Genomic DNA, 21,884 nt, shown 5'->3' on the forward strand with positions numbered 1-21,884 from the left:
AAAACACCACCGTATCAATCTAAAAACTCTATCGTTACATCAGGCATTTCAAGGACCCCGTCTGTACAATTTAAAGTTATTACCTTATTTCTTGAAATACTGACTTTGTATGTCCTGCCATCTTCTGATTTAGCTATATTTTTAGGCTGACTTAAGGATTTGCTTATCCAACTTAAAAGGGTTGTCCTTATAAAAGGCTTAATTATTGGCAACTCTCTCAGCACGATCTTGCCGTCAATTATATATTTTGATATTTCCTCAATCTCACTGTATCTTTCTTCAATGTACTGTTTTTTACACATCTCTTTATATTCTGTCCTATCTATTACAGCATTTGTCTTTGTTGATTGTGTATAGCTTCTCGTCTTTGGCCTTATCAAAAATTTACATAGCACATCATCCCACACGCTTTCATTTATGCTTTCAGTCCTTTTGTCAAAATCACCGTATAAATGCCTCGTGTGAAAAACTCCAAACACGACTGATGAAAGCTTATGAGCATAGCCTATGTCATCGATGTTTGCAAATATCTTTGAAAGCTTTATATATTCATTTTTTCTGCTGGCAGTCCTTAACCTGTTTTCAGAAATTCTAGCTGCATACATTGTAATCTTTCTTATTATCTCATTTGATATCTCAAGAAGCCTATATGCTTCACTATCTTCATCGCCATTTCCTCTAAACCAAAATACTATGTTCTCCCACTTGCTTAATATATTTTCTTTGACGTCATTAATATCAAAATCCCTATCCAGCCTTGGTATATTCTCCTCATAAAGCAGCAATTTCTCTACGATACCATCTAATGACTTTTTGTCAATCTTATTTAAAAGCGATACGATAACCTGAGAGAACCTCTGTAAATCCTTTATATATCCTCTTAAATACTCAGTAAGTTTGTCTTTATATATTAAGAAAGCATCAGTTTTCATAAGTTCATCTGCATTTGAGCTTTGCAAACTAGCAATGTAGTCTATAGCACTGTGATAAATATTTTCAAAATCAGAAGTGAAATCTTTCCACCACCGGTGTACAGCTTCTAAGTCATCGCTTTTAGATATGTCATCAATTTTCTTTAAGTTTTCATACAATCTCTGGAATAAAGATGGTTCTAGGGAACCACCATATCCTTTTATTTTTTCTAGATTAATTGTCATTCTTTCTATCTCTATAGAATACTCGCTAAGCATGTATCTAAATTTCTTGTTTTTAAATTCTTCTGCAGATTGTGCTCTTCCAGTGTCCTGCTCAGCTATTAAGTTTTTCCACTCAGTCAGCGACTTTAAATCCTGCTCACACTTTTCCAGCGTATAATCGTAAAACAAATCAAAACCCTTTACATAATTATATACATCCTCTTTAGATAACCAGTATCTAAGCCGCTCATAGTTCTGGTAAAAATATCGCATGATGAGGCGATACCTTGATGCATTTTCAGCAGTAAGATATCTTGCCTCATCAATAGGCTTTATAACATTAAAATTTATTTTATCAGACATAATTTTTCACCTTTTAAAATGTGCTGCCATTGTATCCCCAATTTTCACCAGCAAATTCTTGAATGACTATGTATACATTGTCCTTAGGATATTTTAAATTATTTTCAAAAATATCGCAGATTCTTGCTGAAATCTTTTCCTTTTGTTCTCTAGTCAGTTTTCCTATTAACTGTATCTCTACGATTGCACCTTTATCTAAAGGCTCTCCGTGGAAATACAAATCATCGCCTTCTGTAAATCTTACCATGAGCCAATTTTCGCTTTTGCCAGCCACATCCATCATCATGGATGCAAATTCTGTCTTTATAGCATTTTTTACGTTGTCGCTTAATTTTTCCTTTGTTATTGAATTGATTATCGGCATAAAATACACTCCTTTGATTATAAAGATTTAATAACTTATTAACATTATAAATTAATGTATAGAATTCATCAATAAAAATAGAAAATATTGTGCTATCAGTGAAATCTTCATAAGATGATAGCACAATACCATACATTAATCAATCTCCGGACTTTTTAATGATTGCACCATATCGACTTTTTTAAGCTGGAAGTGCACTACAATACTTACAAGAATAGAAAATCCAATTGTGATAAGTGCAGAATACAAGAAGCTCATCGGTTCAATATTGCGCCCAAACATGAGAATCTCTACTTCTACCGTCGTCATAAGATATCTGTGAAGGAAAATTCCCATCACAAATCCCAGTAAAATTCCGATGACAGTAAGTATGAAACTTTCTCTCATTACGTACATAGAAACTTCATCATCGTAAAATCCCAGCACTTTCATAGTAGCAAGTTCTCTTATTCTCTCTGTTATATTTATATTAGTCAGATTATAAAGGACCACAAAAGCAAGTGTTCCTGCAGATACAATCAAAACCAGCACAACCGACAGCAAGTTATTTACAACGTCTTGAAGTGTCTTTTTAACAGATGATATAAAATTAACGGTCATTACCGCCGGCGATTTCAATATTCTTTGAGACAGCTTATCTTCTATTGAATTTGAACTGCTAGTAATCTTCGACAATATCTCATTTGATGCTATTTTCTTATCAAATAGCTTTTCGTACAAAGAAGAACTCATATAAATATAATGCTGCAAATAATTTTCTGCTATGCCGATCACTTTCGCTTTTGCTTTCCTGCCATCATCGGTGTTTAAGTAGATATAATCGCCACTCCTCACTCCAAGCATATTTGCAAGCTTTTCAGTTATGACAACTCCATCGTCTGTCAATGATATTTTATCACCAGTAGTTCTGCTCCTCAGGACTATAAAATCTTTAAATTTTTCCTTATCACCTGTAACGACTAGAAATGCGCTTTTTTTAACTTTACCTTTTGTAACATCTACGCTGGATTGATTAAGCATGATGCTTTCTTTTATATCTTTGTCATTATTAATAGTTGCAGAAAGCTCTTTTATGTCCTTTGAAGAAGCATCACTCTTAAAAGTCGTAACCATCTGATATTTAAAAATCTCGTTAAATTGTTTATCCACAATGATATTTATGGAATCTCTAATTCCAAAACCAGTAAGCAGCAGTGCAGTACAACCGCCTATGCCAATTACAGTCATGAAAAATCTTTTCTTATACCTAAATATGTTTCTAGCAGTTACCTTCTGCATAAAATCAAGTCGTGACCAAATAAAATTTACTTTTTCCAGCAAAACTCTCTTCCCTGCCATAGGTGATTTCAGTCTCATCAATGAAGCAGGAGTCTCTCTCAAGTCGCTAAGGCACACCAAAACAGTTACGGCTGTAGTAGATATCAATGCAGCAACAATTCCCACAACTGCATAATAGATATTAAATTCTGTTATGACCGGAGGCAATGTGTACATCATGCTGTACGCATTAAATATTATTCTTGGCAGTATATTAAAGCCTAAGATAAGTCCTGCAAGACCACCCAAGATTGTTGCAACTGATGAATATATTAAAAATTTCGACATTATGGCAAACTTGCCGTATCCTAATGCTTTCAATATGCCCATCTGTGTACGCTGCTCTTCTACCATCCTAGTCATCGATGTTAAGCTTACCAGTGCTGCAACAAGGAAGAATATGGTCGGAAATACATTTCCAAGCGCCTTTATTCTATCTGCTTCATCTCCATACTCTACATAGCCTATATTTGATTTTCTATCTAAAACATACCAGCTAGGCTTTTTTAAACCCTTAAGTTTCTCTTTAGAAGATGCTATTTTTTCTTTAGCATCACTTATCTGCTTGTCAAATTCAACTTTGTTGTCCTGATACTTCTTCTCATTATCGCTTAATTCTTTTAAAGCATTATTTAATTGTTCCCTTGCACTGTCAAGCTGTCTTTGACCATCGATCTTAGCTTTATTAAGTGCGGCTTCTTGTTTTGCTATATTATCCTTTGACGCAGCTAATTGCGCTTTGGCACTTTCAAGCTGTGACCTCTTTTCATTTAACTGCGCCATATTCTCATCTAATGCCTGTTTGTTTGCATTAAGTGTATCTATTTGTTTTGATACACTGGCGATTTGTGCATTTAATTCATCTACCTTTGGTTTTAGCTGATCTTTTAAAGATGGATTATTGTTTATCTCAGAATTCAATTGATTTAGCGAGCTATTAAGTTCATCGTATGTCGAATTTAATTTCTTTATGTTTTCATCATAATTTAATTCTTTTTCTTTTGCCTGAATCTCAGCTTCTGCATTATTTAAATCTATTTCATTCTGTGATATACTCGCCTGTGTCTCTGCGATCTGCCTTTTTCCATCATCAATTTTTTTCTGATTTAAAGCCATTTGCTCATTAAAACTGGCTTGTTTTTTATCTAGTTCTATTTTTGAATTGGAAAGCATAGCACTTGTTTCATCCAGCTTTGCTCTAGCATCAGCCAATTCCTTGTTGTACTTAGCTTCTTTGTCTTCAAGCTCTTTCTTAGCGTCGTCTATTTCCTTCTGGGCTTTATTTTTAATTTCTTCATATCTAATTTCGCTTCTTGTTTCTCCTAATTTTGTTAAATCATCTTTTACTGGACGTATAAAATTATAATATTTATCAGAAAAAGTAGAAAAATTTTTTGCGCCATTTACCAGCACATCTATCTCTGTATATGCATCCATAGAAAAGTCAGATTGAGGTACCATCATAAAAGCCTGTATCTGCCCATTTCCGACATTGCTGGAACCTCTGTCTCTTGAGATGTAATAAGGCGTTTCAACAACTCCAACTATTTTAAACTTTTTGCTTTTTATATTGTCTTGATTTTGAGAATCCAAATTTATAGTTACAGTATCATCTATAGAAAAGCCAAGATCTTTTAGAAATTTTGTCTCCACCACACACTCAGAATTGTTTTCAGGAAATCTGCCTTCTAGAAGCTTAGGTTTATTTACAAAATTTTTATCATTCTTTATTTTTGAAGGATCTATACTTATGACTTTGATGACAAAGCCCTTATTGTTTTTATCTACAACTGCATCAACTGTATAAAAAGGATTGACAGCCGCAACACCCTTTACCTTGCTTATACTTTCTGCATCGCCTTTTGTCAGCCCCATTGTTGAGATAACTTGCACATCAAAAAGATTGTAGTCATCAGCGTATTTGTCAGCGGTGAGTTTCATATCTCGGCTTGCTGCTTTTATTCCACCGAAAACTCCAACGCCCATCAAAACAATAAAGAACAAAGATAAAAATCTCTTTTTTGTATTGGCAATTTCTTTAAATATATCTTTTAATAGAGATTTTCCCATTTACCATTCTATCCTTTCTATAGGGACTGGAGAATCGTTGACAACTATATTTTCAACACTGCCATTTTTAAGGCTTATAACCTTATCTGCCATTGGAGTTATAGCCTTATTATGGGTTATTATTATGACTGTCATTCCTAATCTCCTGCACGTCTCGTGCAGTAACTTTAAAATTGCCCTTCCAGTCTTATAATCTAGAGCCCCTGTTGGTTCATCACATAATAACAATTTAGGATTCTTTGCCAGTGCTCTGGCTATGGCGACTCTCTGCTGTTCGCCACCTGACAATTGCGAAGGAAAATTGTTAATCCTTTCAGAAAGCCCTACATCTTTAAGCACCTCTACGGGGTCCATAGGATTATCACAGATATCCGTTGCTAGTTCTACATTTTCCAAAGCCGTAAGGTTTGGAACAAGATTATAAAACTGAAATACAAACCCTATATCTTTTCTACGATATGTTGTCAGTTGTCTTTGGTTGTATTTGCTGATCTCATTTCCATCCACAATTATTTGGCCTTCATCGCAGGTATCCATTCCACCAAGCATATTTAAAATTGTCGTCTTGCCAGCACCGCTTTCACCTACTATTACGGTAAACTCACCTTTTTCTATATTGAAGCTTACCCCTGAAACTGCAGTAATAGTGATTTCACCCATTTTATATCTTTTAGAAATATTCTTTACTTCTACAAAGCTTCCCATCTATATCTATCTCCATTTATAAAGTGTAATTAAACAATTGTTTAAAATATTTGTTTTAAGTTTAGCATATTAAAGTCAATGAGTCAACATAATCGACATAATAATCTTTTAATTATCTTATGCTAAAAGACAAGAAAAATCACAGAATGTTTATTTATTTTAAAATGCTGTCTATCAAAAGCCTTATGTACTGCCTTAGTTCCTCCGGATCTCCTAAATTCAAAATGCTTTTTTTATCGCCATATATGCTTACAACGACATGGTTTATAACGGTACCTAAAATACCTGAAAAAAGTTGTAGATATTTAAAATTTAAGATTCTATTATCTTCTATTTTTGTTATATCCTTTATTATATCCTCTATCATTTCACGTATTTCATCATTAAAATATATCTTTTTTATCATTACCGGATTATAGCTCTTGTCGTCATTTGTTAATTTAACTATGATGGCAATCAATGCAGGGTATTTATACATGTACTCTATCAAATTTAAAGCCCATTTAAAAAGTTTGTCTTTAGATTTTAGATTGTCATCCCTTAAAATATCATATCCAGTTTTTAGAAGTTTCTCGGCATAGTAATTTTCCACTTCCTTTAGCAAATTATTTTTATTTCCAAAGTAATAGTTTATGGATGCTACATTCACACCTGCCTTTTCAGTAATTTCCCTAATAGTAGCCTCGCCTTTCATCCCTACTATATCAATTGTTGCATTAAGTATCTTTTCTTTTGTCTCTAATGATTCACTATTCATCAATCTTCACTCTTTCTTTTAGATCTAAAATTATAGTACCATAATGCAAAATTGTCTTCAATAATATATAAAACACAATAGAATCTGTATAATGCTAAAAACTATTTTAAATCTAAGTATTTTTAAATAACCATTGATAAATGAATGCATTAATATACACATAAACATGTGCTATATTAAATTACGTGGAGGTGATATCATTGAACAAGACGCAAAACATTAAATTATCATTACTTAAAGATTTATTGCAGAAGATAAAGCATATAGCTATAAATAAACAAACATCTGTATCTGGTCTTCTAACTAAGACATTAGAAGAAATAGTTAAAAAAGAGAATTTGTATGAAAAAGCAAGATTGCACCATATTGACATATTAGAAAATAACATTGATCTAGGCACAGAAGGTAAAACAACATGGAATAGAGAGGATTTATATGAAAGATAATATTGGTTTGCAATTTGTTGATATGAATATTTGGGTCTGTGCCCACGACATATCTGCCGGCAGAAAACATGAAATTGCTAAAAAATTATTAAAAGATTTGTGGAATACGAGAAATGGCTGTCTGAGCACTCAAATTCAGTTTTATGAGAAACTATTACAAAAAAGGTGAAAAGGCCATTATCTTCTTCGCAAGCGTCACAAATTATCTCAGATCTCGGACTTTGGAAACTAGATATACCGAATGTCGAGGATATACTTGATGCGATCCAAATAAGTCAGTTCAATATAAGGATTTAATTTAATCTCATCATAAACTTTCTTTTTATTTGACGTGCAAAAATACAACTTTCCATCTTTCTCAAGCATAAATTGAAATGGGCGAACCTTAGGCTTGCTGTCACGTCATATCGACGCAAGGCATAAAACAGGATTTGCTTTTAAAAAGCTAATTACTTCCTCCATATTTAACACTCCTTTGAAGTTATTAAATTAATTTTTACATATATAATAGTTCAATTAGTATATTTTTTCAAGTAAACAGTTTTAAATGTATTGATTATCTTTACCATAACACTAAACATCTATTGACAAATTAGAAAAAATTGTATAGTATTGATTTTACAAATTAATTTCAAAAGGAGAGAATTTACTAATGACTTTTCAAGATAAAGTTGTATTGATTACAGGAGCTGCTGGTGGAATAGGCAAAGAAACTGCTAAATCATTTGCTGCAGAGGGAGCTAAATTAGCTTTAGTTGATTTAAACATGGATGCTCTCGAAAAAGCAGCACAAGATCTGAATTTACAAAAAGAAAATTACCTTCTAATATGTGCAGATGTAAGCAAAGAAGAGCAAGTTCAACAATATGTAAAAAAAGCAAAAGATCATTTTGGAAAGATTGATGTGTTTTTTAACAATGCAGGTGTAGAAGGAAAAGTTGCACCAATAACAGATTATCCTTCGGATTCACTTGATTTAATCATTGATGTAAACATAAAAGGTGTCTTTTACGGATTAAAATACGTGTTGCGTGTCATGAAAGAGCAACGATTCGGCTCAATTATAAATACGTCTTCTATTGCAGGTTTAAAGGGTATGCCTAATACAAGTGCTTATAATGCATCAAAAGCTGCCGTCATAGCTCTCACAAAAACAGCTGCAGTAGAATATGCAGGTCTTGGAATACGCGTCAATGCTGTATGCCCTGCATTAGTTAATACACGCATGATGAGATCTTTAGAGAAAGAATTTAATCCAGAAGATTCACAAGCTGCTAAAGAATTTTTAACTAAATCAGTTCCTCTAGGTCGCTATAGTGAGCCTAAAGATGTATCTGAAGCAGTATTATTTTTAGCTTCAGAAAAAGCTTCTTTCATCACAGGAATTGCTTTAGAAGTAGTAGGCGGGATGACTGCATAAATAATACTCAAAAATTCAAAATAAAAAAATAAAAAAAAGATGCTATAAAAAGATACTCAAATCTGAGTATCTTTTTATATATTATTAAATCTAATCCTGTTCATCATATACACTGTTTACAACTGTGTTGTCTGTATTATCTGTATCATTAGAGCCATAGACTTCCTGTGAAACTGTCTCATCTGTTTGTCCATAGACATCTTGCGATACAGTGCTGTTTTGCGTATTGTCATCTTCAATGTCTATGTTTCCTGTATTGTTATCGTAATTTATTTTTACTCCTAAGCTTTCGGCGATAAACCTTAACGGAACAAATGTCCTATTGCTAATTTCCATTGCCGGCATACTTAGAGTTACTTCGGTACCATCTACGTATACTTTTGAGTTATTTAAGTCAAATACAATAGTTTTGTCTCCCTTTGTTATTGTAACAGTATTTGATGCAGCATCCCAATTTACGTTTGCACCTAGACTCTCAACTACAGCCCGCACCGGAATTAATGTTGTACCGCTTTTAATGACCGGAGGGACATCAAATTTAATTTCTTTGCCATTCGCCTTCATCTTTCCGGCAAACTTTGTATACTTTACCTCAGTAACTCTATCCTCTGATTCAATCTGTCCGTTTTCGTTTCTTTGGCTAACTACCTTAACTGACTTTGTAGTCTTTCGATTATTTTCTCTTGGCTTTGCTATTACAAGCGATATCGAACTGATAACAAGTACAATTGAAAGTGCAAAAGCCACTATCTTCTTCACGCTATCACCTCCTCAATGTTATATATCGACTAAAACGTATTTTTCTTTATAAAAAATCATCCACTGGTTGTTTTCTTTCAACAACACAATCGTGGATGATTTTATATATACTTGCTATTTTAGATAAATTTTCTCACCAGGTTCTATCTTTACCGGCTCATGATCTACTCCGATCCATACAGGTATTGCCGATGGATTATATACTATGCTGCGATCAACACTAAACTTTAAGCTTTTAAGTGCATTTATATAATCTTCTATTTCAATATTTGTAGCGTACCACACGGTTTCATCGAAGGATGCCATTTTGCAAAATTCTTCTATCAGATCCCAATTGCCATTTCTATCAAACTCGAAGCTATGTCCCCAAACGTAGAATAAAGGCATCTGCTCCCATTCTTTTAGGTTCTTAAATTCCTTTAGCTTCTGTATTACATCTTGATCATGATGGCAAGTTGGATGCCATTCTAAAAAATTATTAGGTATTCTAAAGCTTTTAGTCGACCTAACAGTTCTGGAATACTCTATACCAAATGATGTAAGACTATTTAACACTATATCGTTGTAGTCCCCATATGGATATGCCATGCCTCGTACCTGATAGCCTACAAGTGATTCAAGGTTTCTCCTATCTTCTATTATCTGATACACCAGTTCTTCTGAAGGTATCAACGTCAAATAAGGATGATCTAGCGAATGGACTGCTACTTCATGTCCTTTATACAATTCTTTTATTTCTTCTCTAGATACATAAGGTTCTGTATCAAACTTACCTGAATTCAAATTGAATGTTCCTTTTATGCCGTATTTATTAAAAATCTCAACCAATCTTCTATCAAACACCTGTCCGTCATCATAACTCATAGTCAAGGCTTTTTTCTTTCCATCAGGATAATAATTAAAGCTTATCTTCACTTCTATTATCTCCTTTTAAAATTTTTAATGATTAAGAATAAATTACCTTTTATTATTTTACCCCTTTACAGCTCCTACTACAAGGCTCTTTTGCACTTGTTCGCTAAGCAAAACATATATTAAAATTGTAGGAATCGTAGCAATTACAAGCCCAGCACCAATTGGTCCCCATTCAGTTTGATATTGTCCTGACAGAGACATGATACCAACTGTCAATGTTTTTATAGCATCATTATTTATAAAAGTATTTGCAAACATAAGCTCATTCCACGTCGACAAATAGGTGAAAATCGCTATTGTCGCTAATGCCGGCCTTATAAGCGGCAATATAATGTAATAAAACGACTTGTATATGCTACATCCATCTAGAAATGCCGATTCCTCTAATTCTCGTGGTATAGTATAAAGGAAGCCTGTCAATATAAATATTCCCATAGGTATAGCGAATGCGACATATGGGATTACCAGCGATGCGTACGTATTAAGCAGATTTAAATTCTTTAAAATTATAAATAACGGAAGCAGTGTGGCATGTATCGGCACCATCATGCCCATCAAAAATATTGTCAAAACCAACTTGCTGTACTTCCATTTCATCCTGACAATCGCATATGCACTTGTTGCCACCAAAATACTCGATATTACAATAGTTAAAACTGTGACTATGGAACTATTTATAAAATACCTGCCTACATTACCACTGGATAGTGCCTCAGAATAGTTTGACCATTGCCAAATTCGAGGAAATCCAAGAATATTTCCACCGAAAATCTCAGTATTATTTTTTACAGAGAATAAAAATAGCCAAAATAAAGGATATAGCTGTATTATTGCCCAAATAACAAGCATAGCCTCCAACAAATAAAATCCAATTTTTTTCATACCTCTTTTATTATTCTTATTTGCTATATTTTCCAATTTTAACACCGCCTTTAATATGCTTCATCTTTTCCGAATAATTTTTGTATAATGATTGTTCCAATTAAAGATTCTAAGATGATAAATATAGCCATTGCACTACCATAACCATATTGATATCTAAAGAATATCATGTTGTACATCAATGTTGACGGCACTTCGCTGGCATGTAATGGTCCACCATTTGTCAAAACATAGATTAAATCAAATGCCTTAAAAGAACCTATAACAGCAAATATGACGCAAACTTTCAATATAGGTTTCATAAGAGGTATTGTTATCCTGAATGCGATCTGCGATTCTGTTGCTCCGTCGATTTTAGCAGCTTCGTATATGTCCGTAGGTATCGATTTTGCAGACGCATACATTAATAGCATGTGATAGCCAATGTACTGCCACAAAATCGGAACAAATACCGCGGCAAGTGCTGTTTTTGTATTTCCAAGCCACTGATTTGTAAGAGATTGTAAGCCAATTTTAGTCAGTATGAAATTTAATAGTCCATAGTTAGGATTGTATATCTTCATCCAAAGCTGACCTATAACAACTGTCGACAATATAACAGGTATAAAATACACAGTTCTGTAGAATTTCTCACCTTTAATTCCTCTGGATAATATCAAAGCAAGTAAAAGAGAAATAGGCAGCTGAATAAACACAGAAAGAATTGCCAATATAAACGAATTTTTGACAGAAACAATAAACCCGTCTGTGTTATTAATAAATAAATTTTTATAATTCTGCAGTCCAATAAAAACTCCTTTGCTAAAACCGTCCCACTTTAATAAACTGTAATAAAAAGAAAAAAATATCGGAAGCAATACAATAACCAAAAAAACTAAAAATGCAGGAAAGACGAAAAGAAATATCGCTTTCTTATCGCTCAAAATTTTTTCCATAGAAAAACCTCCTAACAGAAATAGTAGAAACGCATATACACTATCAATAGTAGTTATCTTTGTTGGCCGTTAAATAATTTCCTGCTAATTATCAAATAATTAGCAGGAAATTTATCAAATAATATTACTTACCATTTATCTTCTGTTGCATTTGTTTTGCATAATCTTGTGGTGTAATTTGTTTTGCAAACAATTGAGCAACTAAATCCTTATGTGTCTGAGCATCATCACCCATTAAATATAGATCCCATGCAGGAACATTACCTTTCGCATTTGCAACAATGTTATTCATTATTTGTATTTGAAGTTGTGAAACTTGTGATTGATCTACATTATCGTATTTAAACATAGGCAACCCAGCACCAATCAGATACTCCATATCAGACAAATGCTTTGCAAGATATTTCGCCGCCTTAACAGCTTCATCTTTGTGCTTTGAATTTACACTAACCATTAATGCACCAGCACCACCGCCAATGTACTCAGTAGGATCACCTTTGCCGCCTTCTATACTTGGAAATCTGACAGCTTCTATCTTTCCTTTTACAAGTGACGATGGATCTGAGTCAAATGCTGCCGCATCAAAGTTACCTCCAAAATACATGGCAGCTTTTCCTTGGTTAAATTCTGCTGTAGCTTCATCTCTTGTAAGTCCCATAAATCCTGGATCAAATGCACCTGCATCAACCATCTCTTGAAGTCTCTTTGCAGCGTCTACAAAAGCTTGATTGTCAAATGATGTCTTGCCATTTAATGCATCTCTAGTAAGTTGCACACCGCCTTCACGAAGTGCTAACATATCGTAGTACCACATGCCCGGCCATTCATCTTTTTCACCGAGTGCAAATGGAGTTATTCCTTTTGATTTAAAAGTCTTTATTGCATCAATCAATTCACTAAATGTTGTAGGTATCTTAACATTATATTTATCAAAAAGTTCTTTATTTACGTATAATACACTTGCCTGCTGATCATAAGTAATGCCATATATTTTTCCATCGTACGTAACATTATCTAGTGCTCCTGGCAGCATCTGATCTTTTGTACCGTCATTTAAGTAGCTGTCTAATTGAAGAACTTTACCAGCTTCAACGAATGGCTGTGAAAATCCTCCAGCCCATGTCTGAAATATATCAGGTGCTTCATTTGCAGCAATTGCAGTCTTAATCTTTGTTTTGTAAGCATCGTTTTCAGTAACGCTTTCAACAATCTGCACATTTGGATTTTCTTTATTCCACTGATCAATAATCTCTTTGACTTTTGTCTTTGCCGGTTCACCAGTGAAGATATTCCAATAAGTAAGCGTTATCTTTCCGGATGAACCAGATGACTTCGCTGAATTTGAAGCATTTGAATTGTTTGAGCTAGTACCACATGCTGATGCGCTAAGAATCAGCAATAAAGATAATACAACTAGCATAACCTTTTTAAATCTTTTCATTGTTCCGCATCCTTTCTCTAATGTTTATTGTAATGTTTACAACTTACGCTTATATAATAAAACATTATGCAAACATAATGAATACAATTTTTTTACCACAATCTTTAATATCTTTACTAATTAACGAAATTCTTAATAAAAAATTAATAATAGCAAACCGCAAAGCCACCAGTTCAGTAGCTTTGCAATTTTACATCAAAACACATCAGAATAAATCCCATTTCAGCATTATTTCCCATTGATTTTTTCTTGCATCTGCTTTGCATAATCTTGTGGTGTAATCTGTTTTGCAAACAATTGAGCAACTAAATCTTTATGTGTCTGAGCCTGGTCACCCTCAAGATATAAGTCCCACGCAAGAACACTATCTTTTGAATTTGCCACAATGTTATTCATTATCTGTATCTCTAAAGGATCAACTTTTGATTGATCTACGCTGTCATACTTCCATGTAGGCAAGGCGGCGCCAACTTTGTAAAACTCAAGAGACATATTTTCAGCCAGATATTTCGCAGCCTTTACAGCCTCATCTTTATACTTACTATTGGCATTTACAAGCAACACATCACTGCCTCCACCAATGTATTCAGTCGGATCTCCCTTACCTCCCTCGATCGTCGGAAATCTTACAGCTTCTACTTTACCCTTAACTAATGAAGAATCTACTTCAAAAGAAGCTGCATCAAAATTTCCTCCGAAGTACATAGCAGCTTTACCTTGATTAAATTCTGCTGTAGCCTCATCTCTTGTTAGGCCCATAACACCTTGATCAAATGCTCCAGCATCAACCATTTCCTGTAGCTTCTCGGCAGCATTTATAAATGCCTGATCTTCAAAAGAAGCTTTTCCGTTTAATGCATCTCTAGAAAGCTGTGCACCGGCCTCACGGAGCGCTATCATATCATAGTACCACATTCCAGGCCATTCGTCTTTTTCACCCAAGGCAAATGGCGTAATTCCATTTGCTTTAAATGTCTTTATTGCATCAATCAACTCGCTAAATGTTGTAGGTATCTTTACATTGTACTTGTCAAAAAGCTCTTTGTTTATGTAAAGCACACTGGCTTGCTGTGCAAATGTCAGTCCGTAAACCTTTCCATTATACGTAATATTATTAAGTGCTCCAGACAGCATCTTATCTTTTGTTCCATCGTTTAAATAATCATCTAAAGCTAGTATTTTCCCTGCATCTACAAATGGTTTTGAAAATCCACCACCCCACGCATAAATAATATCAGGCGCTTCGTTTGCTGCTATTGCTGTTTTTATCTTTGTCTTATATGCATCATTCTCAGTAATGCTTTGCTCTATCTGAACATTTGGATTTTCTTGGTTCCATTTGTCTACTATATTTTTGACTATCGTTTTTTGCGGATCGCTAGTAAATATATTCCAAAATGTAAGCGTTATCTTTTCGTTTGTACTAGAAGACTTCGAAGATTTAGAAGCGTTAGAATTACTTGAGTTATTTGAGCCAGTGCCACATGCTGATGTACTGATTATCAACATTATTGATAGAAAGATCAACATGATTTTTTTAAACAGCTTCATGCCTCCACATCCCTTCTATTATTTTAAAACCAAATTGTTTACAATAATATGATAAAATACCATATAATTAGAATGAATATAAATTTTTTACTACAATCTTAGATATTTTTACTTTTTTAAATGCATCATACACAAAACCATTGTCTAATATGACATAAAAAACGACTTTAAATTGTGCTAATCTTACATGCATATTTTATTGACTTGGTCAAAATATGAGAGTAAATTTTACTTATAAATAATTACATATCATTGGAGGGATTATAATGAGCGCAGATACTGCGGATGAGTTAAAACACCGCAAAGGAAAAATCAAAATAAGGCTTACTAAAAAAGACGGTTCACCTATTAAAGACACGGAAGTTACTGTATCTCAGGTGAAGCATAAATTTTTATTTGGGTGTGGGGCATTTGATTCTCTTCCACTTGCTAATAACGAATTAAAAGAAAACGATAAAGCAAAAATCGAAGAGCGCTTTGAAAAATTTCTTGACATATTTAATTATGCTACAATTCCCTTTTATTGGGGTAGGTTTGAACCTGAAAAAGACAAACCAGATACAAAAAGACTTAAAAAAGCCTCAGAGTGGCTTGTATCAAAAGGCTGTCTTGTAAAAGGACATCCCCTCTGCTGGCATACCGTAACTGCACCTTGGCTTTTAAATATGAGCAATGAAGAAATTTTAAAAGCACAGCTAAATCGCATAAAGCGTGAAGTAAGCGATTTTAAAGGATTAGTCGATATATGGGATGTAATAAATGAAGTCGTCATCATGCCTATTTTTGATAAGTATGACAATGGAATAACCAGGATATGCAAAGAATTAGGGCGCATTCGCCTCGTAAAAGAAGTTTTTAATGAAGCAAAAAAGGCTAATCCTGATGCAGTTTTACTTATAAATGACTTTAATACATCAATTTCATACGAAATACTCATAGAAGGATGCATTGAAGCTGGAATCCCTATTGATGCCATAGGAATTCAATCGCACATGCATCAAGGATATTGGGGCGTCGAAAAGACTTTAGAAGTACTTGAAAGATTTTCGCATTTCAATATTCCATTGCATTTTACAGAAAACACATTATTATCAGGGCATTTGATGCCACCCGAAATAGAAGACTTAAATGACTACCAGATAAGCGATTGGCCCTCAACACCTGATGGTGAAGAACGACAAGCAATGGAAGTTATAAAGCATTATAAATCTCTCTTTTCACATCCAATGGTAGAATCAATCACATGGTGGAATTTCTGCGATGAAAACGCATGGCTTGGTGCACCTGCAGGTCTTTTACGCCGTGACAATTCATGCAAACCATCATATTACGGATTAAAAAAGCTTATAAAAGATGAATGGTGGACACATCCTACGCGTCTTGTCACAAGCAATACAGGCGAATTTGAATTTACAGGTTTCCTAGGCGAATACGAGTTAGTTATTGACAATATAAAATTACACTTTAACCTCGATAAAAACAGCACATTAATAGAAATCACAGTCTAAGTCAACACAAAGTAAAAGACAGAAGGAGTAAATTCCCTCTGTCTTTTTACTTACAGATTATTTGTTTTCTCTAGTAAACCGTATATGATAGCAGCTGCTTCTGCTCTCGTAGCTATACCTTTAGGCGCAAACACGTTGTTGGGCTCCCCATTTACTATTCCTAATTTTGCTGCATTTGCTACTACATTTCTTGCCCAGTCGCTTATGGATTTGTCGTCGCTAAATGCTGTAGCACTTATGCTTTCTTCTTTGTACTGTGTCAGCATCTCGTATGCTCTCATGGCTATGGCTGTCATCTCTTCTCTCGTTATGCTGTCATTGGGCCTCATGTTTTTTCCGTCTCCTTCTATTATTCTTGCTTTATATGCTGCTTCTATTGCATTTGCATACCAATCTCCACTCTTTACATCGCTAAATTCTCCGCTGTATGGCTCTTCTTTTATGTTTAAAAGCCTCAGTATCATTGCTGTGAATTCCGCTCTTGTTACCGTCTTATTAGGTTCATACTGAGTGTCTGTCATCCCTTCTATTATGTGCCTTGATGCTAATACTTCTATCACGTCTTTTGCCCAGCTATCTTTTATGTCATCAAATGTCACACCTTTTTTCAAGGTACCAGATGACTTGCTTGTAAGCATCAAGTTTCCAAAGCCAGAAGTATCTTGCCATGAATTTCCGCTTGGATCGCACCATGTGACAATACCTATTCTATTACCATTTTCATCTGCATCATTAACTTGCAAGTCAAACCCTATGATAGTACCATTTGACGGAATAATACTCGTCCAAGGAATGGCTTCTTCTACAATATATCCACTCTGTGTAAGACTAGTAGCCGACTTAAATCCATTTGAATTAGTGCTTCCTCCGAAACTTTGCTCATTGTCATAGTTGACTCTATATTGGCCGTCATCATTCTCATAATAAGTTGTCTTGTCATTATTTTGATCTACAAAAACTTCTACAGAATCTTGTTCATATGGATTGACACTGGATTTATTCAGATTTGAATCTGTAACATCAGCCAAAACATATAGATATTTATCGTCCCACATCGTCTTTGCTGTCGCGGTAGCACCATTTGAACCCAAAACCCATGTATTTGTTGAAATAGCTTCAACATTATTCCAAATATCATCTACTTTACCATCAATAACAGGAGTACCATATATAGCTGTTGCGATTTGTGCAGATTTTGACAATACAATATCACCAAAATACGATGTATTAGTATCTTGACTGTTGGTATAATCATTCCAAACTGTTATTGCATCTATATTACCACTGCCTTCATCATCATTTATTCTAATATCAAATCCAATTTTATCATTAAGTGCAGGATTAATATCTTCAATTGGAATGGCTAGCTGAACTACATATCCATAATTATTAGATGTTACATATTTTGTAATATTTGAACTCCCTGTACCATCCCTCTTAATTGTATAATGTTCATCATCAGTTTCATAAGAAGTAGATTTGTTATCATTCTTGTCTACAAAAATCTCTATACCATCATTATTAGATGGAGTATTGTCTGAAACTTGTACTAACAAATACAAGTTTTTAGTATCCCACATAAACTTAACAGTAGCAGTTGCACCAACAATCCCTTTCACATAAGTATTTGCATACAATGGTTTTACAAGTTTCCAAAAACTATCAATATTTGCACCAATCGTCGGTGATCCTTCTAAAGCTTTTGCAGATTGAATATCGGGTATAGCTTTACTTGTATCTACAATTGCCCAATACGCCGGCTTTGCCTGCAACTTTGAATCAAAAAGTAACGGAGCATTTGGCTTACTAAGCCAACTTACATCATCTGAAACTCCCCAAAAAACTACAGCAGTTATATATTGTTTTTCTGCTTTAAACAAGTCAAATAATTGTTTATACAATCTCGCTTGCTTAAGCAATGCTTCGTTAGATACATCACCATTCATATTCATATCTAATTCAGTTACCTGTATTTCCACACCTAATGATGCAAGTTTTTCTATAGAAGCTTTTATATTGTCTATATTAGAATTTATATTTATGTGCATTTGCATGCCTATTCCATCTATTGGCACACCTTCACTCTTTAATTTTTTCACTAAGTCATACATAGCTTGAGTTTTAACACCATTATTTTCGATGTTGTAATCATTAATAAACAATTTCATAGATGGATCTGCTTCATGTGCATATTCAAAAGCTTTTTCTATATAATCAGGTCCTATAATTTGTAACCACTTAGAATTTCTTAAATTGCCATTATCATCAAGAACCTCATTTACAACATCCCATCCGATTATTGGATTTTGAGAACCATATTTTGTTTTAAAATGGTCTAACACAGTTGTTATGTGTGTTTTTAATCTTTCAAGCAGTAAATCTCTTGAAGCTGGTTTAGACGGATCAGATGGGTCCTGGAAAAACCAATCCGGAACCTGATTATGCCAAAGTAAAGTATGACCTCTCATCTTCATATTATGTGCTATTACATAATCAACAATCTTATCAGCATTATCAAAAGTAAAGTTTCCCTCTGTAGGCTGTAAACTTTCCGGTTTCATGGCGTTTTCTGCAACAAACATATTAAAATGTTTAGCCGTCAATTGAGCATGCGGATCAGTATCATTTAATCTACTTGGATCAACCGCAACACCGATTGGGAAATAATCTTTAAATACTGAATATAAATCCGGAATATCATTTTGTATTGTAATTTGATTATTTGAAATTTCACCTATTACAGAAAAATCATCAATGTAAAAATCCACTGTTGGATTTGGTGACTCAACATAGATACTTATTGCACTGTAATCTGCAATAGGAAGAGTAAAACTGCCTTTTATTTCTGTCCATTCACCTTTACTTACATCTGCAAAATCATTAACTTGTATATAATTGTCTTTGTCAGAAGTCGCTTTAACAGTAGCCTTAATTTGCTCTGTATCATTACCATCAATAAATTTCACCCAAAAATCAACATTATATTGCTGTCCGGGAACTATTTTGCCAGTCAAATCATAACTAGGACCATTCCAATTTGCTGTTCTCCCTGTCGTCAATAAGCTATAATCTCCGCTATGAGCATCACCATATACTGCCTTAACGACAGATGAACCTGTTCCAGCCCATCCAGAAGTATTTCCATTTTCAAAAGTTCCATTGGAAACTAAATTAGTGCTGGTGCTGTCCGCAAACACTTTTACATGTGGCATATACATTGACGTCCCTAAAATCATTATAAAAACTGTAATAAATGATACAATTTTATTTATTTTTAAGCTCATTTTTTTACCTCCCGGTAATTAAATTAATATTAAAATTTAAACTGCTATTCAAATAACAAATTCTAACCCTTCACGCTGCCAATGGTTAAACCCTTTACAAAGTACTTTTGCAAAAACGGATATACCATCATAATTGGAACTACTGCTACTATTGTCATCGCAGCTCTTATGCTTTCAGGAGTTACTGAGTTAGTATTGCTTTTCAACCCCATATCAAAAGATGCTTGTTGTGTAAACTGCTGAGTCGACTGCAAAACTTTCTGCAATTCATACTGTAATGTGCTTAAATTTGGATTTGTTGAACAAAAAAGCATTGTATCAAACCATGAATTCCACTGTCCTACAGCTACAAAAAGCGTTATCGTCGCTAATACTGGCACACTAAGTGGAAATATAATTGAAAATATTATCCTCAGTTCGCTAGCTCCATCTAATTTAGCTGATTCAATTAGGCTGGCAGGCAAACCATCAATATAGCTTCTCACAACCATTATATTCCACGCACTTACTATCCCTGGCAATATGTAAACTAAGAAATTGTTCATAAGATGTAAGTCTCTGATTAACAGGTAATATGGAATTAAACCACTTGTAAAATACATAGAATAAGTAAATATTTTTGAAACTATACCTCTTAACACAAAATCCCTTCTGCTTATGGCATAAGCAACTATTATACTAGCAATTACATTTAATACTGAACCTATAATTGCTCTCAATGCCGAAATTATTGTCGCATTGTAAATTTCCGGATCGCTCAAAATTGAAACATAATTAAAAGTCGTAAATTTTCTTGGAAATAAATATATTCCACCTCTCACTGTATCTATAGCATCATTAAAAGAAACCGCTAGTACGTGTATAAATGGATACAGCGTAACTATTATTACAATTGTAAGAATAATATAATTAATTGTATCAAATACTATATCTTCTGTGGTCAACCTTCTTCTCTTATTTTTAGCCACTTTATAACCCCCTGAGAATTTGTAAATTTAAATTAGAATTAAAATGCACTTTCACCACTAAGTGCTTTTGATATTCTATTTGCTAGTGTAACCATCGCTAATGAAACAACAGAATTAAATACACCGGCTGCTGTCGCAAACGAAAATCTCCCCATCGGTATACCATAATTGTATACATACAATTCCAATGTCTGTGAATAATCTATAACCATTGGATTTGATAATAGAAAAACTTGTTCAAAACCAGCATTTAATATCCAGCCTGCATTTAATATTAAAAGTATTTTTATAGTTGGCACTATTGACGGCAGAGTTATAGAAAAAATTTTTCTTATCCTACCGGCCCCATCAATACTTGCTGCCTCATACAACTCATTATCTATAGCAGTCATTGCCGCCAGATAAATAATTGAATTCCAGCCCACTTCTTTCCACATATCGGAAAGTGCCATTAACGGCCAGAAAAGATGAGGTACTCCTATGAAATTAATCGACTGCTTTATAGTGTGAAATTTTAAAAGCAGTTGATTTATCGCTCCATCTGGTGATAAAACATCAAGAACAATACTAGCTGCAACAACCCACGAAACAAAATGTGGTAAATATGAAATGGTCTGTACCGTCTTTTTAAACTTCATATTTCTAACTTCATTAATTAAAACTGCCAACGTTATAGAGGAAAAAAATCCTAAAAAATATTTTAAAATGCTAATTCCTAATGTATTCCTAATTGACTGATAAAAAGTTGGATCTTCAAAAAGCATTTTGAAGTTTTCCAATCCAACCCATGGAGAATTGCTAATTCCCAATGCAGGATTAAAATTTTTAAATGCTATTATCCAGCCCCATAGCGGAACATAACTAAATATCAGCAACAATATTAGAAATGGCAAAACTATCAAAACCAATTCTTTTTGTTGGCTCAATTTTTTAAAAAATTTTTTCCTTCTATCTTTTCTATCTTTTATCATTTTTTCTCTGGATAAAGTTTCTGCACTTGCGTTTATAACAGTCATAATCAATCCTCCAAAAAAAATTAAAATATTTTAAGTGTAATGAAGTA

General features: G+C 33.8%; 19 protein-coding genes. 4 read left to right on the top strand and 15 right to left on the bottom strand.

All coding sequences use genetic code 11. From position 1 onward, the window contains the following. Positions 1-14: 14 nt before the first annotated feature. The 5 genes from Q2T46_RS02795 to Q2T46_RS02815 all read right to left on the bottom strand — a co-directional run bounded on the left by Q2T46_RS02795 (position 15) and on the right by Q2T46_RS02815 (position 6,712). The gene (locus Q2T46_RS02795) at positions 15-1,499 is read right to left on the bottom strand and encodes a TIGR02677 family protein (protein WP_303264359.1); all 1,485 of its coding nucleotides are present in this window, start codon (positions 1,497-1,499) and stop codon (positions 15-17) included. Between the two features lie 13 nt (positions 1,500-1,512). Further along, positions 1,513-1,863: a phenylpyruvate tautomerase MIF-related protein gene (locus tag Q2T46_RS02800; RefSeq protein WP_094043121.1), complete on the bottom strand. Its 351-nt coding sequence runs from the start codon at positions 1,861-1,863 to the stop codon at positions 1,513-1,515. Positions 1,864-1,998: 135 nt separating this feature from the next. Further along, entirely contained in the window at positions 1,999-5,250 is a 3,252-nt protein-coding gene (locus tag Q2T46_RS02805) for an FtsX-like permease family protein (RefSeq protein WP_303264358.1), read from the bottom strand. Next, complete coding sequence (locus tag Q2T46_RS02810) at positions 5,251-5,955, bottom strand: ABC transporter ATP-binding protein (protein WP_303264357.1); 705 nt, start codon at positions 5,953-5,955, stop codon at positions 5,251-5,253. A 154-nt stretch (positions 5,956-6,109) separates the two neighbouring features. Further along, entirely contained in the window at positions 6,110-6,712 is a 603-nt protein-coding gene (locus tag Q2T46_RS02815; protein ID WP_303264356.1) for a TetR/AcrR family transcriptional regulator, read from the bottom strand. A gap of 200 nt (positions 6,713-6,912) precedes the next feature. Here Q2T46_RS02815 and Q2T46_RS02820 point away from each other — a divergent pair, with 200 nt between their 5' ends. Further along, entirely contained in the window at positions 6,913-7,158 is a 246-nt protein-coding gene (locus Q2T46_RS02820; protein WP_303264355.1) for a CopG family transcriptional regulator, read from the top strand. Further along, positions 7,148-7,327 carry a hypothetical protein gene (locus Q2T46_RS02825; RefSeq protein ID WP_303264354.1) on the top strand — a complete coding sequence of 60 codons (180 nt, stop codon included), beginning with the start codon at positions 7,148-7,150 and terminating at the stop codon, positions 7,325-7,327. Before Q2T46_RS02820 ends, Q2T46_RS02825 begins: the two co-directional genes overlap by 11 nt. A 59-nt stretch (positions 7,328-7,386) precedes the next feature. Here the strand turns inward: Q2T46_RS02825 and Q2T46_RS02830 are convergent, their stop codons facing one another. Beyond that, on the bottom strand, positions 7,387-7,524 hold the full coding sequence (locus tag Q2T46_RS02830) for a hypothetical protein (protein WP_303264353.1): 138 nt from the start codon (positions 7,522-7,524) through the stop codon (positions 7,387-7,389). A 286-nt stretch (positions 7,525-7,810) separates the two neighbouring features. On the opposite strand from Q2T46_RS02830, the gene Q2T46_RS02835 reads away from it, so the two are divergent. Then, complete coding sequence (locus tag Q2T46_RS02835; protein WP_303264352.1) at positions 7,811-8,578, top strand: SDR family NAD(P)-dependent oxidoreductase; 768 nt, start codon at positions 7,811-7,813, stop codon at positions 8,576-8,578. 90 nt (positions 8,579-8,668) lie between these two features. On the opposite strand, the gene Q2T46_RS02840 is transcribed toward Q2T46_RS02835, so the two are convergent. The 6 genes from Q2T46_RS02840 to Q2T46_RS02865 all read right to left on the bottom strand — a co-directional run bounded on the left by Q2T46_RS02840 (position 8,669) and on the right by Q2T46_RS02865 (position 15,061). Beyond that, positions 8,669-9,337 (bottom strand): copper amine oxidase N-terminal domain-containing protein, encoded by a 669-nt coding sequence (locus Q2T46_RS02840; RefSeq protein WP_303264351.1) that lies wholly within the window; start codon positions 9,335-9,337, stop codon positions 8,669-8,671. Between the two features lie 114 nt (positions 9,338-9,451). After that, on the bottom strand, positions 9,452-10,252 hold the full coding sequence (locus Q2T46_RS02845; protein ID WP_303264350.1) for a polysaccharide deacetylase family protein: 801 nt from the start codon (positions 10,250-10,252) through the stop codon (positions 9,452-9,454). Between the two features lie 57 nt (positions 10,253-10,309). Beyond that, a complete protein-coding gene (locus Q2T46_RS02850) occupies positions 10,310-11,170 on the bottom strand; it encodes a carbohydrate ABC transporter permease (protein ID WP_311062314.1) in 861 nt (286 codons plus the stop codon). A 14-nt stretch (positions 11,171-11,184) separates the two neighbouring features. Further along, on the bottom strand, positions 11,185-12,069 hold the full coding sequence (locus Q2T46_RS02855; protein WP_303264348.1) for a carbohydrate ABC transporter permease: 885 nt from the start codon (positions 12,067-12,069) through the stop codon (positions 11,185-11,187). A 124-nt stretch (positions 12,070-12,193) separates the two neighbouring features. Then, complete coding sequence (locus Q2T46_RS02860) at positions 12,194-13,510, bottom strand: extracellular solute-binding protein (protein ID WP_303264347.1); 1,317 nt, start codon at positions 13,508-13,510, stop codon at positions 12,194-12,196. Between the two features lie 228 nt (positions 13,511-13,738). Next, positions 13,739-15,061, bottom strand: a complete 1,323-nt coding sequence (locus Q2T46_RS02865) for an extracellular solute-binding protein (protein WP_303264346.1) — start codon at positions 15,059-15,061, stop codon at positions 13,739-13,741. A 266-nt stretch (positions 15,062-15,327) separates the two neighbouring features. Between Q2T46_RS02865 and Q2T46_RS02870 the strand changes: the two genes are divergently transcribed. Then, a complete protein-coding gene (locus Q2T46_RS02870) occupies positions 15,328-16,569 on the top strand; it encodes an endo-1,4-beta-xylanase (protein ID WP_303264345.1) in 1,242 nt (413 codons plus the stop codon). Between the two features lie 50 nt (positions 16,570-16,619). Here Q2T46_RS02870 and Q2T46_RS02875 read toward each other — a convergent pair whose 3' ends face one another. From Q2T46_RS02875 to Q2T46_RS02885, 3 genes are all read right to left on the bottom strand, one after another. Then, positions 16,620-19,853 carry an endo-1,4-beta-xylanase gene (locus Q2T46_RS02875; protein ID WP_303264344.1) on the bottom strand — a complete coding sequence of 1,078 codons (3,234 nt, stop codon included), beginning with the start codon at positions 19,851-19,853 and terminating at the stop codon, positions 16,620-16,622. A gap of 62 nt (positions 19,854-19,915) precedes the next feature. Further along, a complete protein-coding gene (locus Q2T46_RS02880) occupies positions 19,916-20,821 on the bottom strand; it encodes a carbohydrate ABC transporter permease (RefSeq protein WP_303264343.1) in 906 nt (301 codons plus the stop codon). 38 nt (positions 20,822-20,859) lie between these two features. Then, the gene (locus Q2T46_RS02885) at positions 20,860-21,792 is read right to left on the bottom strand and encodes a sugar ABC transporter permease (RefSeq protein ID WP_303265824.1); all 933 of its coding nucleotides are present in this window, start codon (positions 21,790-21,792) and stop codon (positions 20,860-20,862) included. Between the last annotated feature and the right edge of the window lie 92 nt (positions 21,793-21,884).

The organism is Thermoanaerobacterium sp. CMT5567-10 (genome assembly GCF_030534315.2).
Classification (GTDB): domain Bacteria; phylum Bacillota; class Thermoanaerobacteria; order Thermoanaerobacterales; family Thermoanaerobacteraceae; genus Thermoanaerobacterium.